Source organism: Aestuariibaculum marinum, from assembly GCF_014596975.1.
Lineage (GTDB): Bacteria > Bacteroidota > Bacteroidia > Flavobacteriales > Flavobacteriaceae > Aestuariibaculum > Aestuariibaculum marinum.
In genome coordinates this window covers 221,132-237,525 of sequence record NZ_JACVXD010000002.1, presented here as the reverse complement: position 1 = coordinate 237,525, position 16,394 = coordinate 221,132, and the positions used below count along the sequence as shown (strand labels likewise).

15 protein-coding genes are annotated in these 16,394 nt (G+C 35.0%); 2 read left to right on the top strand and 13 right to left on the bottom strand.

Features of this window, described 5'->3' with window-relative positions:
* Positions 1 to 59: 59 nt before the first annotated feature.
* The 9 genes from gmd to ICJ85_RS04885 all read right to left on the bottom strand — a co-directional run bounded on the left by gmd (position 60) and on the right by ICJ85_RS04885 (position 9,868).
* Positions 60 to 1,178, bottom strand: coding sequence for a GDP-mannose 4,6-dehydratase (gene gmd, locus ICJ85_RS04925; protein ID WP_188222667.1), 1,119 nt, complete (start codon positions 1,176 to 1,178; stop codon positions 60 to 62).
* A 182-nt stretch (positions 1,179 to 1,360) separates the two neighbouring features.
* Positions 1,361 to 2,227: a dTDP-4-dehydrorhamnose reductase gene (gene rfbD, locus ICJ85_RS04920; RefSeq protein WP_188222666.1), complete on the bottom strand. Its 867-nt coding sequence runs from the start codon at positions 2,225 to 2,227 to the stop codon at positions 1,361 to 1,363.
* Positions 2,224 to 2,769, bottom strand: a complete 546-nt coding sequence (gene rfbC, locus ICJ85_RS04915; protein WP_188222665.1) for a dTDP-4-dehydrorhamnose 3,5-epimerase — start codon at positions 2,767 to 2,769, stop codon at positions 2,224 to 2,226. The genes rfbD and rfbC overlap by 4 nt, the downstream gene beginning before the upstream one ends.
* Positions 2,766 to 3,635, bottom strand: coding sequence for a glucose-1-phosphate thymidylyltransferase RfbA (gene rfbA, locus ICJ85_RS04910; RefSeq protein ID WP_188222664.1), 870 nt, complete (start codon positions 3,633 to 3,635; stop codon positions 2,766 to 2,768). Before rfbA ends, rfbC begins: the two co-directional genes overlap by 4 nt.
* Positions 3,636 to 3,641: 6 nt before the next feature.
* Entirely contained in the window at positions 3,642 to 4,679 is a 1,038-nt protein-coding gene (gene rfbB, locus ICJ85_RS04905; RefSeq protein WP_188222663.1) for a dTDP-glucose 4,6-dehydratase, read from the bottom strand.
* A gap of 17 nt (positions 4,680 to 4,696) precedes the next feature.
* A complete protein-coding gene (locus tag ICJ85_RS04900) occupies positions 4,697 to 5,764 on the bottom strand; it encodes a hypothetical protein (RefSeq protein WP_188222662.1) in 1,068 nt (355 codons plus the stop codon).
* 11 nt (positions 5,765 to 5,775) lie between these two features.
* Positions 5,776 to 7,464 (bottom strand): DUF6909 family protein, encoded by a 1,689-nt coding sequence (locus tag ICJ85_RS04895; protein ID WP_188222661.1) that lies wholly within the window; start codon positions 7,462 to 7,464, stop codon positions 5,776 to 5,778.
* Positions 7,465 to 7,501: 37 nt separating this feature from the next.
* Complete coding sequence (locus ICJ85_RS04890) at positions 7,502 to 8,995, bottom strand: GH3 auxin-responsive promoter family protein (RefSeq protein ID WP_194420815.1); 1,494 nt, start codon at positions 8,993 to 8,995, stop codon at positions 7,502 to 7,504.
* A 3-nt stretch (positions 8,996 to 8,998) separates the two neighbouring features.
* Complete coding sequence (locus tag ICJ85_RS04885; RefSeq protein WP_188222660.1) at positions 8,999 to 9,868, bottom strand: M23 family metallopeptidase; 870 nt, start codon at positions 9,866 to 9,868, stop codon at positions 8,999 to 9,001.
* A gap of 118 nt (positions 9,869 to 9,986) precedes the next feature.
* Between ICJ85_RS04885 and tatA the strand changes: the two genes are divergently transcribed.
* Positions 9,987 to 10,169 (top strand): twin-arginine translocase TatA/TatE family subunit, encoded by a 183-nt coding sequence (tatA, locus tag ICJ85_RS04880; RefSeq protein ID WP_188222659.1) that lies wholly within the window; start codon positions 9,987 to 9,989, stop codon positions 10,167 to 10,169.
* Between the two features lie 71 nt (positions 10,170 to 10,240).
* Here the strand turns inward: tatA and ICJ85_RS04875 are convergent, their stop codons facing one another.
* The 4 genes from ICJ85_RS04875 to ICJ85_RS04860 all read right to left on the bottom strand — a co-directional run bounded on the left by ICJ85_RS04875 (position 10,241) and on the right by ICJ85_RS04860 (position 15,078).
* Positions 10,241 to 11,218, bottom strand: coding sequence for a DUF4837 family protein (locus tag ICJ85_RS04875; protein WP_188222658.1), 978 nt, complete (start codon positions 11,216 to 11,218; stop codon positions 10,241 to 10,243).
* A gap of 20 nt (positions 11,219 to 11,238) precedes the next feature.
* Positions 11,239 to 12,801 carry a LysM peptidoglycan-binding domain-containing protein gene (locus ICJ85_RS04870; protein ID WP_188222657.1) on the bottom strand — a complete coding sequence of 521 codons (1,563 nt, stop codon included), beginning with the start codon at positions 12,799 to 12,801 and terminating at the stop codon, positions 11,239 to 11,241.
* A gap of 79 nt (positions 12,802 to 12,880) precedes the next feature.
* The gene (locus ICJ85_RS04865; RefSeq protein WP_188222656.1) at positions 12,881 to 14,068 is read right to left on the bottom strand and encodes a phosphoglycerate kinase; all 1,188 of its coding nucleotides are present in this window, start codon (positions 14,066 to 14,068) and stop codon (positions 12,881 to 12,883) included.
* 161 nt (positions 14,069 to 14,229) lie between these two features.
* Positions 14,230 to 15,078 (bottom strand): T9SS type A sorting domain-containing protein, encoded by an 849-nt coding sequence (locus tag ICJ85_RS04860; RefSeq protein ID WP_188222655.1) that lies wholly within the window; start codon positions 15,076 to 15,078, stop codon positions 14,230 to 14,232.
* Between the two features lie 162 nt (positions 15,079 to 15,240).
* Here ICJ85_RS04860 and holB point away from each other — a divergent pair, with 162 nt between their 5' ends.
* Positions 15,241 to 16,392: a DNA polymerase III subunit delta' gene (gene holB, locus ICJ85_RS04855; protein WP_188222654.1), complete on the top strand. Its 1,152-nt coding sequence runs from the start codon at positions 15,241 to 15,243 to the stop codon at positions 16,390 to 16,392.
* The last annotated feature ends 2 nt before the right edge of the window (positions 16,393 to 16,394 follow it).

The window sequence follows — 16,394 nt, the reverse complement described above, 5'->3', positions numbered from 1 at the left end:
AATTCTACTCTTTTAAAGAGATTACTTCAGTCATTCTTCCTTCGTAATGACGAAATGTTTTACTCAAAATAGTTCATAATTTGATAACCGCCATCTTTAAGAAATTGCTCCTTTTTCATAAGCTTGATATCACCTTTCATCATATCTTTAACTAAAGCTGGTAAATCGTATTCTGGAACCCAACCCAGTTTTTCCTTAGCCTTTGTAGCATCTCCAATTAGTAAATCCACTTCAGTAGGTCTAAAATACTTAGGATCTACAGACAACACCTCTTTACCTATTGGTAATTGATATTCTGGATTATTACAGGCTTTAACGAGGGCTTTTTCATTGACACCTTCGCCTTTAAATTCTAACTCAATACCTACTTCGGCAAAACTCATCCTCACGAAATCGCGAACCGTAGTTGTTTTGTTAGTTGCAATAACCCAATCTTCAGCCTCATCAGCCTGAAGGATCATCCACATCATTCTCACGTAATCCTTAGCATGCCCCCAGTCTCGTTGTGCATCTAAATTTCCTAGATAAAACTTATCCTGTAATCCTAATGCAATTCTTGAAGTTGCTCTGGTAATTTTACGCGTTACAAAAGTTTCCCCTCGAATAGGCGATTCATGATTAAATAGAATACCGTTACAAGCGTATATTCCGTAAGCTTCTCTATAGTTTACGGTAATCCAATACGCATACATTTTAGCTACCGCATAAGGACTTCTTGGGTAAAACGGTGTTTTCTCGGTTTGAGGAACCTCTTGTACTTTACCATATAATTCTGAAGTAGACGCCTGATAAATTCGTGTCTTTTTCTCCAAACCTAATAAACGAATCGCTTCTAATAAACGTAAGGTCCCTAAACCATCGGCATTTCCTGTATATTCCGGCATTTCAAAAGATACATGTACATGACTCATAGCCGCCAAATTATAAATTTCATCTGGCTGTACTTCCTGAATTAAACGCGTTAAATTGGTACTATCGGTTAAATCACCATAATGAAGAAAAAAGTTACGGTCTTCAACATGGGGATCCTGATATAAATGATCTATTCTATCTGTATTAAACAAAGACGATCTTCTCTTAACACCATGAACTTCATAGCCTTTTTTCAGTAAGAACTCACTTAAATAGGCCCCATCCTGACCTGTTACACCTGTAATTAAAGCAACTTTTTTTTTCATTTATCATTAAAAATTTCTATGCAAAAATAGCCTTTTAACTCCCTTTTGCAAGATTATTCATATTATTTATATCACTTAAAACACGGTATTAACATATCCACAATAAAATAACTAATCATTGCTATTTTTCTCATTGTTTTAAGAAATATATTTTTTTATTTTACTCATAAACTAAAGTAAATTTAGATAAGCCTAATTTTTTTTGAAAGGGCTTTTTCTAAACTTAAATCCCAATCAGGGATTTCTATATTTAATTTACTTCTTATTTTTTCTTTATTCAAAACACTATATGCCGGTCGTTTTGCTTTTGTTGGAAATTGCTCTGTAGTAATGGCATTTACTTTTATATCAATTCTGGTTTGCTCAAAAATAGCTTTAGCAAAACCAAACCAGCTAACACTTCCCCCCTCATTACTATAATGATATATTCCGAAATCCTTTGATTTTTCAATAATTATTTCAAGTATTATCTTAGCCAAATCTCCAGCATAGGTTGGTGTACCCATTTGATCAGAAACGACTGAAATCTCATCTCTAATTTCTGCCAAGCGCAACATGGTTTTCATAAAATTATGACCATGCTCAGAATACAACCAAGACGTTCTAATAATAAAATGCTCCTCCAGTATATTTTGAATTTCAATTTCGCCTTGTAATTTAGATGCCCCATAAACACTTATCGCATTAGATTGATCCTCTTCAGTATAGGGTTCTGTTTTAGTTCCGTCAAACACAAAATCTGTCGACATATGAATTAAAACAACATGATGCTCCTTACAAGCTAAAGCTAAATTTTTGGCTCCTTCGGCGTTTACTTTAAATGCCAACTCCTTCTCCTCTTCAGCTTTATCGACCGCCGTATAAGCGGCACAATTGACGCAATAATCAATATCATGTGATTTAAAAAAAGATTGTACTTGGTTTATATCACAGATATCCAAGGCTTGTGAATCGGTATAAATAACGTTTAAATTTTCATATTTGACTTCAACATCCTTGATACAACATGCTAACTGCCCATTTCCTCCTGTTACTAAGACATTAATCATAGCTTAGCATCTTTTAATGTTGGTAGTACCAAGTCTTTCTCTGAAATCAGCAACTCTTCTTCTGGCAACTTCCAATCAATATTTAAATGGTTATCATTATAAATAATTCCGTCTTCAGACCCTTTATTATAAAAGTTATCACATTTATACGAGAATATAGCGGTATCACTTAGCACCACAAATCCATGTGCGAAACCTCTCGGGATAAACAACTGCATTTTATTGTCTTCTGTCATCTCTAAAGCTTCGTATTCTCCAAAGGTATCAGAACCTCTTCTAAGATCAACCGCAATATCTAAAACACGCCCTTTGATGACTCTTACCAATTTAGCCTGAGCGTCGTCTCCTGTTTGATAATGAAGTCCTCTAAGCACCCCTTTTGAAGAAAACGACTCATTATCCTGAACAAAATTCACCTTTTGATTCGTAAGTTTATTGAAGGTTTTTTGATTAAAACTCTCAAAAAAATAGCCTCTACTATCTTTAAAAACTGTAGGCTCAATAATAAAACAGCCTTTCAATTTTGTTTCTTTTACTATCATTGTGTTTTATTCAATAAGCCCAATAAATTCTTTCCGTAACCACTCTTCAATAAAGGTTCTGCCAAGGCTTCAAACTGCTCTTCATTAATATAACCCATTTCATAGGCAGCCCCCTCAATAGCCCCAATTTTCAGACCCTGACGTTCTTCTATCACTTCTACAAATTGAGACGCCTGCATCAACGATTGAAAGGTCCCTGTATCTAGCCAAGCGGTACCACGGTCTAAAATACTAACATGCAATTTCTTTTGTATAAGATAGGCTTTATTGATATCGGTTATTTCCAATTCTCCTCTTTGACTCGGTTTTATATTCTTAGCGATTTCGACTACCGAATTATCATAAAAATAAATACCCGGAACCGCATAATTGGACTTTGGCTGTTCCGGTTTTTCCTCAATGGAAATCGCCTGACCTGCATCATCAAATTCAACGACACCATAACGTTCCGGATCATGAACTCTATATGCGTAAATAATGCCGCCATCAGGATTATTATTCGCCTGTAACAGCTTTGTTAGACCTGTTCCATAAAATATATTATCTCCAAGAATTAACGCGACTTTATCATCTCCTATAAAGTCTTCTCCAATTAAGAATGCTTCAGCTAAGCCGTTGGGTTCTTCCTGCACAGCATAATCAAATTTACAACCATACTTTTCACCATCACCCAATAAGTCTTTAAAAAGTGGTAAATCTTTAGGTGTTGAAATAATCAATACTTCACGAATTCCAGCATACATAAGGGTCGATAGCGGATAATATATCATGGGCTTATCGTAAATAGGCATCAACTGCTTACTTACCGATAAAGTCAACGGATGTAATCTCGTACCAGAACCTCCTGCTAAAATTATCCCCTTCATTTAACTTTACTGCTTTTTATAGTAGTTCTTATATTCTCCACTAGTGACATTATTCAACCAATCTTCATTGTTTAAATACCAGTCAATAGTTATTTCCAAACCTTCCTCAAAAGTTACTGATGGTTTCCAGCCTAATTCGGTATTTATTTTAGAAGCGTCAATAGCATATCTTAAATCATGTCCAGGGCGATCTTTAACATAAGTTATCATTTGTTCTGAAGTCCCAACAGGTCTTTCCAATTTCTCGTCCATTTGTGCACATAACACCTTTACCAAATCGATATTTTTCCACTCGTTAAACCCTCCTATATTATAGGTTTCTCCATGCTCCCCTTTGTGAAACACCAAATCAATAGCTAAAGCATGATCCTTTACATAGATCCAGTCCCGCGTATAATTACCATCTCCATAAACGGGAAGCGGTTTGTTATTCATAATATTATTTATGAATAAGGGAATGAGCTTTTCAGGAAACTGATTTTGTCCATAATTATTCGAACAGTTTGTTATGATGTACGGCAGACCATAGGTTTCTCCATAAGCGCGAACAAAATGATCGGAGCTTGCTTTTGAAGCAGAATATGGTGAATTAGGATCGTAAGCCGTCGTTTCTTTGAACAGACCTGTTTCTCCTAATGTTCCATAGACTTCATCCGTACTGACGTGATAAAATAACTTATTATCCAGATTATTTACCCAAATCTCTTTAGCTGCATTTAGTAAATTCACCGTTCCGATAATATTGGTTTTCACGAATGCTAAAGGATCACTAATGGACCTATCGACATGTGACTCGGCTGCCAAATGAATCACCGCATCAAATTGATAGTCTTGAAAAAGTTGATTTATAAAACCGGAATCATTGATATCACCTTTAATAAATGTATAATTAGGAAATCCTTCAACATCTTTAAGATTCTCCAGATTACCAGCATAAGTTAATGCATCCAAATTATAAATATTATAATCCGGATACTTTTCAACAAATAACCGTACCACATGAGACCCTATAAATCCAGCACCTCCTGTTATTAATACATTCATTATCCTTTTTCTAAATTTTATTTTGTTTGCTCTTTTAAATATTGGCCCAAACCTAAGATTATAAAACTCAACAATGTTACCCCTAAGAAAATTAAAGGCAATAAAAATTTCATTTTATCTGTCCACTCTCTGATATCATACCCTGTCTTTGGAAACCCTGCTAACACGTTAACCACATTTTTTTGCTCTACCAAATCCTCATAAACGGCACGTCGTTGTGCTTCCAATTCCAAGCGTTTATCAACAAGTTTAGATTCATCAACAATCAATCCGTTAGACTCCGCATTACCCATATACAAATTAGTACCAGAACCTTGTACTGGTTCCTTATCAGATTCCTTCAAACGTATTTTTAGATATGCATCTACTAACGAATCATTCTTTTTAACCTGAGTTGATAGTGTCTGATCTTTTCGCTTTAAGTTTTGCGTATTAACCTCTAATAATTCCTCTAAATAAGCATTATTACTCAACTCATTTACAAAATGCTTTTCTATTTTTTGATATAAGCCTTTATCTGTGGATGCTACACCTATTCTGTGAATTTTAAAATTATAAGATGTTAATGACGATTTATATTGTTCATAGCTCATTTCAGTTCTTGACAATGAATCTAAATGCAAATAAAACTCAGAATACATTTCCACGACTTTATTCTCATCAATATCGGGCTCAATATAAAAGCCTTTAATTTTGGCAGCTTCCTGAGATGTAATTCCTAAACGACTCCCTAATTCAACCGAGTCTTGATCTATAAACGCTAATTCATGTAATTGCTTAATGTTTTCATACACCTGACGCGCAGAATTAAAATTCGTTTCAATAAACAAATTCGCCCCATAAAGCTTATCAGAATTCTTATCTATAATGAAACCAACAACAACGCCTACAACAACAGCGCCTACATACCAAACAAAACGCTTATAAAAGTGTATTAACAGCATCAAAACAACACGAAATAGACCTTTAAAAATAGAAGCTATAAACTTAAAAAAGCGGTCGAAAGCATTCCCGATTAACTTAAATAACTGCCCTAAATCGACTTCTTCCGATGATTGCTCTGGCTTTTGCAATTCTTTACTCATAAATTAAATTATTAATTGAAAATTTGTTCTAATATGTTCCTTGTAATTAAATATGTTGGCTTTACTCCGGACGTCCCTAAACCTCCGGATGCAAGTGTTGCTCCTGTTTCTAAAGGATTATCACTGGCGTAATAGGCATATCTCACCTTTACATCTTTACTTATGCTTCCGCGTACTTTTGAAGCTGCCTGAATGGCTTTTTGATAATGTGCGCCTTCCATTTCCAAACCTATAACTTTCCAGGTCGAATTATGGAAAAACTTTAAAATATCTTTATTCTGTAAAGATGTTCCTAAAACTGTAATCATAGCACCTTCATAAACATCAACACCTTGATTTTTCAAATCCTTCTTGTTGAGTTCATTTTCAAACGGATAATTATCTGCAGTCCCTTCAAAAATATGCGCCGATGGAATCATGATATCGCCTTTACCTCCTTGTAAGATTCCTGCTTTCCCCATAATAGAAATTGAATCGACATCTAAAAGCATATCTTGATCCTTAAAACTAAAGGGCTTTAAAAGTTCGTCTATGGTTTCATAAGCTTGCTCTCCAAACGCATAATCCATAACTAAAATCACAGGCTTATTATCTTTTAAATATTCTGATTTTAAAGGAATATCAATTTTCGAAACATCAATTTTACTAGTGTCAAAAATTTGAACATCTATATTTGTTCCGGAAGTATCTTTAACATAAATCATTCCTCGTTGTATAGCTTCTTTACTTACCTTGGTTCGAAGTGATTCGTTCTCTTTATTACTTAAATCTTCATAAACGCCAAATATATCCTTTTTAGGAACTAAAGACGCTAAAGCATTGGGAGCAAATAATGTGTTCATCACGCTATGCATATTAGCACTAATGATATGAATTGGACGCTCAATAAGTCCTTCTTTATAAAGAATCTCCTTAATATTATCAGACCAGATTTCTCCGTGGATATGATGCCCAATGCGTTCTCTAAGCATCGGACTAAAAGTTATGGTTCGCTTATTATTCGTCGTTTGCTCCTCGATAGCTAATTTACCCAGCCAATAAATGATATGTAAAAAACGTTCCGGTTGATTTTCAGTTGCGAATTGATTGTAAATCGTCATCAATTCGTTAAATGTTCTTCCTAAAATATTCGCTGTATGCGTTATGGCAACCTCACGCTCTTCTTGAGTTAACTTCTTATTTCCTAAAACCGCCTTTTCTAGTTTAATCCAATCACGTGTTGTTGCTCCCGATTCATTGATAACGACACGTCGACTAATTTTATGAGACTCGACAAACAAAAACGTTAAATGCGTTAAAATGTCATAGATCTCAGAACGACCTCGCGTAATTTCGATATTCATTTGTTCGGCATCTATTCGGTAACAATTACGACGTCGTTTTGAAGGAATTATAGGTTTAAAATGTGAATTCAAATACCCTTCATCGCTGGTTAAATTGATGAACATACATTCTTCAATTCCCATAGGAAGCCGATCAATCACATAAAGTAAGCCTTCCAACTCTGCTTTTTCATCACCAATAGAACCATAAATCTCAGGACGTAAAAGCAATAACGATTGCCTTAAGGTTTCACCAGAAACTCCCATAGGCTTATAAAACCCACGGTTAAATAAATGACGCATAGTAATATACATCCGCTCAATGGCGTTCGAACTCTCCTGAGCGCGCGTTCTTTCGTGATGTTTTCTATTACTCATACGTCTTAATATTCGGCCAAATATACTATTATTTCCATTAATCAACATGAGGGAAACCCTCAACAATGCTTCTGTCGTTCGATAATCTCGGTAACTTATTCTGCCCCCCTAATTTACCAATCGATTTCATATAATTTTTAAATCCATCTTTTTTAACTTTTCTAATAACAAGAGGTCTTAAAACTTTACCTTCTATTAAGTCAAAATAATAAACATTTTGCTTTTGAAGCGATTCATCTAACTTTTGTGCTAATAGTTCTAAATCATCTGGCTCATTCTCAAACTCTATAAACCATTCATGATACGGCAAGCCTTCTTCCGGATTAATTTGTGGTGCTACGGTAAACTCAGAAACCCTGATTTTTGTTTCCAAAATAGCCTCCTGCATGGCTTGCTCTACTTCTTTTCCAATAACATGCTCGCCAAATGCTGAAATAAAATGCTTAATCCGCCCGGAAACAATAACGCGATACGGTTTTGTAGATGTAAACTGAATCGTATCACCGATATTATACCCCCAAAGTCCGGCATTGGTTGAAATAATCATCACGTAATTTACTCCTATTTCAACATCTTTAATAGTAATACGCCTCGGGTTTTCATTAAAAAACTCATCTGTCTTGATGAACTCATAAAAGATTCCTGAATTCAACAGAAGGAGCATGCCTTTTTCATTCTGCCTGTCCTGATACGCAAAAAAGCCCTCACTGGCCGGATACAATTCTATACTATCAACTTTACGACCGATAAGATTTTCAAATTTCGCACGATAAGGTTCATAATTAACCCCTCCAAAAATGAATAAATTAAAATTCTTAAATACATCTCCAACCTTCTTGCCTGTTTTCTGCTGAAGTTTTTCAAAATACATCTGCACCCACGACGGGATTCCAGAAATCACTGTCATATTCTCAGGCAAGGTCTCTTCAACAATAGCATCCACCTTCGTTTCCCAGTCTTCAATACAATTGGTTTCCCATGAAGGCAATCTGTTTTTCTGAAGGTATTTAGGCACATAATGCGCCACAATACCAGATAACCTTCCCAACTGAATCCCGTTTTGTTCTTTTAAAATCGGACTTCCCTGAAGAAAGATCATTTTACCGTCGACAAACTTACTGTTTCCCGTTTCCTGAATGTATAGCAAAATGGCATTACGAGCAGCCTCGACATGATAGGGCATGCTTTCCTTGGTAATAGGAATATACTTCGCCCCTGAGGTTGTTCCTGAAGTTTTAGCAAAATATAAAGGCTTTCCTTTCCAAAGCACGTCGTCTTCGCCTGCAACAACACGTTCCACATAAGGCTTTAAACCTTCATAATCACGAATAGGGACACGTTTTACAAAATCTGAATGATTATTAATGCTTACAAAATCATGATCTTTACCAAAAGCTGTTTCCGCAGCATCAGCAATTAAATTCTGAAATACCTTTTCTTGAGTTTCAATAGGGTTATTAGCCCACTTTAAAACACTTTTATATATACGTTTGGCAAACGGTTTTGCCAATGCCGATTTTAATGAAATCATATACTAGTTAAAATCTATAAAATTTGTTGGATTAACAGGATACCCGTCATTCCAAAGCTCAAAATGTAAATGTGGTCCGGTAGACAACTCCCCTTCGTCACCAGACGTCGCAATAACTTCTCCAGCCTTAACCAAATCGCCTTGTGCCTTGGTTACCGAAGCATTATGTTTATACACCGAAATCAAACCGTAACTATGCTCTATAATTACAACGTACCCTGTGCCTGCCGTCCACTCGGCAAAAATTACTATACCATCGGCAACCGACTTTATTGGTGTATTTTTGGCCACTACAATATCTACTGCATAATGCCTGTCCTTAACATTATAAGCTTCACTTATTGTGCCATTAACCGGAGAAAACAAGATGAAATTTGAAGCAGATGTTGCCGACTCAAACAAATTATATTTATCCTCTTTATCTACTTTTTCTCTTAACAAAGAATCTTCGGCGCTTGGTGTAAAATCAACCTGACTGGCTTCTAACTTAACGGCTTGAATAATGGAATCTTTATTCACATCTGATACGCTAACATCTCCTTTTAGCACCTGTTTTATGGATTCAAAATAACGGTCATTCAAAGCTAATACGCGCTGCAATGAATCGGTTTTATAATTGAGTTCCGTAGCTTTCTTTTTTAAAGCAGCAGAGGAATACCCCGGAATATACTCCCTTAAAGGTGTGTAAGCTATAATTAAACAGGTTACAACCATTAAAAATATGGCAGATAACGACGCTATAACAAACACATTTAATCGCGTTAATTTTAAAGATAACCGCTCCTCAAACGTGTTTTCATTTAGAATAACTAAACGGTACTTATCGAGTAATTTGCGTTTTATTTTTTTAGGTCTTTTCTTTTTATCCTCCATGACAAAAACAAAAATAATTAAAATTATAGTGTAATAGCTTTGCTTTATTCTAAAGTTATTGTTAATAACGATTTTATTAAACTTTAATTATTAACTTTGCGAAACTAAATTTTTAATTATGATCTCATCAAGTATATTCTTAGGCGCTATTGGACCATTACAAATAGCTCTAATAGTTATAGTAGTTTTATTATTATTTGGAGGTAAAAAAATCCCTGAATTAATGAGAGGACTAGGAAGCGGAATTAAAGAATTTAAAGACGCTAGTAAAGACGAAGACAAAAAAGAAGATAAACAATAAGTATCATCTTTTATACATAAAAAAAAACCAGCTGAATCAGCTGGTTTTTTTTATGTATTTAAATATCGTTTTTACTCTATTTTAACCGATTTTATTATAGACTCTAATTCTAACATATAATCGCGTTTCTCAACCGATGGCGCAAACGCAAAGCCTTCAATCACCACCCACCGGTCATGCGTTTTATCTTCTATAGTATAACTTAAAAAGGGACCTCCCATAAAACCATTTTTCAAATCCCAAATACCTTTAACCTCAAAAGCTGGTTTATTGTCTAATATCGTTTCTTCAAAAAATGGTGTATAAGCGTTTTCGGTTACCATATACGTTCCTTCAACAGTTCCTTCTATATGAGTTTGACCAATTGAATCTCTAATTTTAATGATTTGCCCAACTACACTATCGTTTCTTTTAATAGCTGAATGCGGCAATTCGTAAATCATTAAGTTCGTGGTTCCTGTGGTAATATCTTTTCTAATCCAAAAGAAATTATCTGTTTCCTTGGCAATACGATAAGCTGAAGCAAATTTTAGAGTTAAGTCTAATTTCATTTCTATAGATTCAAAATTATGAGGTGATTTAGCCATTTGGCGTTGTCTTTCCTTTAACTCCATGGCTCTAAACGTTTGCACTATAGCATCACCATTTTCATGAATTAAACCTACAATCTCTTCTCTATCTTTCCCTGAAACAACGATTACTTTCTGAGGCTGAGCATAAACATTATCCTGAAAGGTTATACCCGGCTCCTTATTCATTTCAATTTTTAAAATCGTTCTGTTCTTGGTTACAAAGCCTGAAAACACCGATGGAGGTATCTGACTCAAAGTAAAAGTAGGTTCATCTTGAGGAAGTCCGTAAATAGGCGCGGCAAGTACATTTCTTATGGCGTCTCCAATTCTACCATCCCATAAATCATTTTCTAAAATCACTGAAACATTATTGATATTTCCAGATGAATCTAAAATGATTTTTTTATCCGACGACTTTTTATCGCCGCATGACACCATAAGTAATAGAGTTAAAATTGAAACAAAAAGAGTTCTCATAGTTCGATAAATTTAAGGAATTATCCTTTAGATATTTTAAGTTTCATTCCTGGTTTTAAAGTATTACCGCGAATACCGTTCCAATCTTTAATATTTTGAACAGAAACTCCAGGAAATTTTTGAGAAATACCCCAAAGTGTATCTCCACTTTTAACAACATAAGTCGTTGCGTTACCAGACACAACTTTTGTTGTAGCATTATTAGCAACAGCCATATTAGGGTTTCTAGGGTATATCGTTAATCGTTGACCTATTCTTAAATCGTTACTTCGCAATCCGTTCCATTGCTTAATCTGACTTACTCTAACACCATACTTTCTAGCAATCTTGCCTAAGAAATCACCCGATCGAACTCTGTAAATGGTTTTAGCATCAGCATCAAAAAACTGAGGTAAAGGCTTTTCTCGTTTATCAAATTCGGCTTTGGCAAACGCATAAATCTGCTCTTCGTTGGTAACGAAATCACCTATTACCGTTCTTGGTAAACGTAAGGTGTAATTTTCATCTTTAATAAACGGAATAATATCTAATTTATACGATGGGTTTAAAAACTGAAGCTCCTCAATAGCCACACCTGTTACTTCGGCAACCTGATCTAAAGTAATCATTTGCTTTACACGAATAGTGTCAGTTTCAAAGTACGCCACTTCCGGTTTGGGCTTGGTAAACCCATGTTCTTCGGCGTATTCAAAAATATACATATTGGCTAAAAATGCCGGAAGATATCCCGCTGTTTCACGTGGTAAATTATGTCTTATATTCCAATAATTCTGATAGCCTCCAGATCTTCTAATCGCTTTTGTTACGTTACCAGGGCCAGAATTATAAGCCGCCAAAGCTAAATCCCAATCACCAAAAATTTCATAAAGTTTAGATAAATATTTTGCAGCTGCCTCAGTAGACTTTATTGGGTCGCTACGTTCATCGACATAACTGCTTACATCTAAACCATACATTTTACCGGTACTAAACATAAACTGCCATAAACCAGTCGCTCCTACTCTAGATTTAGCCCTAGGTTTTAACGCTGATTCAACAACTGCTAAGTATTTTATCTCTAATGGCAAATTGTAATTATCCAATTCGCGTTCGAACATTGGAAAGTAAAAGGCGCTTAAATTAATTAAGCGTTGTAATAACTCTCTACGGTTTTTTAAATACCCTTTAATAACACTCTCCAAACTTGGATTGTATTCTACATTAAAAGGTGTTCTAGCATTTAATAAGGCTAACCTAGACTTTAGAGTATCGGTAGGTAATTCAGGATATTCGACTTCCTCAAAATTCATTTGAGCAACCGAATTGTAAACCGTATCGTAAAGCGAATTACTATATAATTCTTCTAACCATTTTTCATCGACACCAGCCGCTAAAAAATTATCTTCAAATTTTTGAATTAAAAGTGAGTCGTTTTGAAATAGAACTTGGGTTACTTTAGGCTTTTTTCCATCCACTAAAGAATCCTTTAAAACGACATTATTTTGAGAAACATCAGTCTTTTCTTCTACCTCAACACCATTTGTTTGCGAGAAAGCACTCGTAAACGACACAAAACATACAACTATAAAAAAGCGAAAAGCCATAAAATCAATTCATTACGTTATTGAACGATAATATGGCTAAAATCGTATTTTTTAAGCTAAATTAAAAACTTAATTAGGTTTATTCCTGAATTGCAGCGATCCCAGGCAACACAATTCCTTCTAAACTTTCAAGCATAGCACCACCTCCGGTACTTACGTAGCTTACTTTATCTTCAAAACCGAATTGCTTAACAGCAGCTACGGAATCACCTCCTCCAACTAATGAGAATGCTCCATTTCTAGTCGCTTCAGCAATTGAATTCCCTAACTCAATTGTTCCTTGGGCAAAGCTTTCCATTTCAAAAACACCTAATGGACCATTCCAAAGAATTGTTTTACACTGCATTACTACATCGTGGAATTGTTTTCTTGATTTAGGTCCGGCATCAACCCCTTCCCAACCATCAGGAATCGCATCAATATCTACTTCCTGAGTATTAGCATCGTTACTAAACGCATCGGCAGCAATAGTATCTACCGGAATATGAACCTGAACATTTTTCTCCTTCGCTTGCTTTAAGATATCTAAGGCTAAATCCATTTTATCATCCTCACAAATAGAATTCCCTATTTTCCCGCCTTGAGCTTTAACAAATGTAAAGGCCATACCACCACCTATGATCAAGTGGTCTACCTTATCTAAAATATTTTCTATGATAGTGATTTTTGAAGATACTTTAGCACCACCAAGAATAGCTAAAACAGGCTTTTCTCCCGTTTTCATCACTTTATCTATACTTTCAATTTCCTGAGCTAGTAAACTTCCGAAACATTTATCTTCAGGAAAAAACTGAGCTACAATAGTTGTTGAAGCATGCGCTCTGTGTGCCGTACCAAACGCATCGTTCACATAGATGTCTCCAAGTTTTGCCAATTGACCGGCAAAGTCTTTATCTCCTGCTGTTTCTTCTGCACGAAAACGTAAATTTTCAAGTAACAATACTTCTCCTGGTTGTAAATCTGCAGCGGCAGCTTCAGCTTTTGCTCCTACACATTCTGAAACAAATTTCACTTCAATTCCTAAAACTTCAGAAACCTTTGCTACAATATGCTTTAATGAAAACTCATCCTGTACCCCCTTTGGACGCCCTAAATGAGACATTAAAATACAACTCCCGCCATCTTCTAAAACCTTTATAATGGTTGGTTTTGCAGAAACAATTCGTGTCGCATCTGTTACATTAAAATTTTCATCTAAAGGCACATTAAAATCTACACGGATTAGTGCTTTTTTATCTTTGAAGTTAAAATCGTTTAGCGTTTTCATTCTTATTCTTAATTAATTTGTTTCACAAATGTAACTAATTAAATAGAGCTTTAAAACGCCTTTTTTTACGAAAACGATGTAACCGGCGTATAATTTTAAAAAAAATAAAATCCGAACCACTAATACAGTAATTCGGATTACATTTATTATTGAATTTAGGCTTATTTCTTAATTACTTTAATGCTTTTAGACGTATGTCCTGATGTCACTTTTGCAATGTAAATACCGTTAGGCAGATTCGATAAATCTAAATTAACTTCGTTTCTTTTAATACTCTTACTCAACACCTCTTTTCCTAAAACATTGTAAATTGACACCTCATCTAGAACAACATGAGCTTTAATTTTTAAATAATCTTTGGTTGGGTTTGGTCCAAAAGAAAATCCTTCCATACTTAAATTATCTGGGGACAAGGTTTTCATAGTTAACTCAAAATCATCAAAACCTAAGTAAGCATTTCCATTTTGGTAAATTACTAATCGCATGCGTACGTATTGATGCCCAGATGGCACATTATACATTAGATGTTTCCAACCGTTAGAATTAAACCTGCCTGACAGAGCCGTTTTAAATATATCTTCGTGAAAATCATATCTCGTCCACTCGGTTTCGTTATCGAAAGCTATTTCAAAGAAGATATAATCAGAAGATTTTAGATTAACATATTGTGCTCGAAACGAAATATCGGCAGGAACGCCATTCAATTCAATCGGATCAAACAACAACATATGCTCTGGAGAAGCTTTCCCTGTTGCTGCTTCAGAATATTCATTATCTAAATCACGCCCAGCAATATAACTTGTTCCTGAAAACGCTCTGGGAATCCTACCATTAGCCTGGGAAGTTCTTCCCCATACATCGGTTCCATTTTGTTCTGAATAAAACGGAATATTAGTTGTATATGCCCAATTGTCTTTATTACTGGCATCGAAACCCTGCTTATAAGCCTGAGCCCTAAGAATAAATGAACAGGCCACCAAAAATAGAAAAGCGATTGTAGTTTTGTTCATGACTCTTAATTTTAAACAACTAAAAATGAATAGATTAAAAGGGTTTTTCAAATCTAATAGAAAAATATAAAACCCTGTCACAATTTCGACAATCTGCCTGTTAATTAGTCTTATTGCAAGAGTTACTATGAATTCTTTTGTGAATTCGGTTATATTTGTCTCATGCTATTTTCAGAAATTTTAGGTCAAGACTATATTAAATCCCATTTAACACAAAGTGTTGATAATGGACGAATTCCGCATGCCCAATTATTCGTTGGACCAGAGGGGTCGGGCACTTTACCAATGGCCATTGCATACGCTCAGTATATACTTTGTAAAAATAATAACGGGGAAAATAACACTGGCAATGAATCTTGCAACCTAAAGTTTAACAACCTATCACATCCCGATTTACATTTTGCCTTTCCAGTAACAACTAGTGAAAAAGCCAAAAGTCATCCCGTTTCGAGTCATTATCTGGAAGAATGGCGTCAATTATTAAAAGAACAGCCTTACGGAAACCTTTTCGATTGGTATAAACTTTTAGGGGTAGATAACAAACAGGGTCAAATTGGTGTAGATGAAGCTCAGGATATTGTAAAAGCCCTTTCGTTAAAATCGTATGAAGGTGGTTATAAAGTGATGATTATATGGATGGCTGAAAAGATGAACATTGCAGCCGCTAATAAGCTTTTAAAGCTTATTGAAGAGCCACCAACTAAAACAATTTTCTTGCTTATCGCAGAAGATGAAGAGCAAATTATAAATACGATTCGCTCTCGCTGTCAAGTATTGCATTTTCCACCGTTAGCCGAAGAGGTTATTAAAGAAACACTTAAAAACAAATACGATTTAAACGATGCTGCAGCCACGAAAATTGCACATCAATCTAACGGAAACTATAATAAAGCTTGCGATTTAGTTTATCAGGATTCTGAAGATATTCAGTTTGAAACCTGGTTTATTCTCTGGGTACGTAGTGCATTTAAAGCTAAAGGAAATAAAGCAGCTATTCACGATTTAATTTCGTGGAGTGAAGACATCTCTAAAACTGGTAGAGAAACCCAAAAACAATTTCTTAAGTTTTGTTTAGATTTCTTCAGACAAGCCTTGTTGTTAAACTATAGCGCAGACAATTTAGTCTATTTAGAGCCAAAAATCGAAAAGTTTAAACTGGAAAATTTTGCGCCTTTTATTCACGGTAATAACATTATGGAAATTAGTGATGAGCTACAAGATGCTATTTACCATATTGAACGTAACGGGAATTCAAAAATCATTTTAACCGATTTATCGATTAAACTGACTCGTTTACTTCATAAAAAAGAATAACC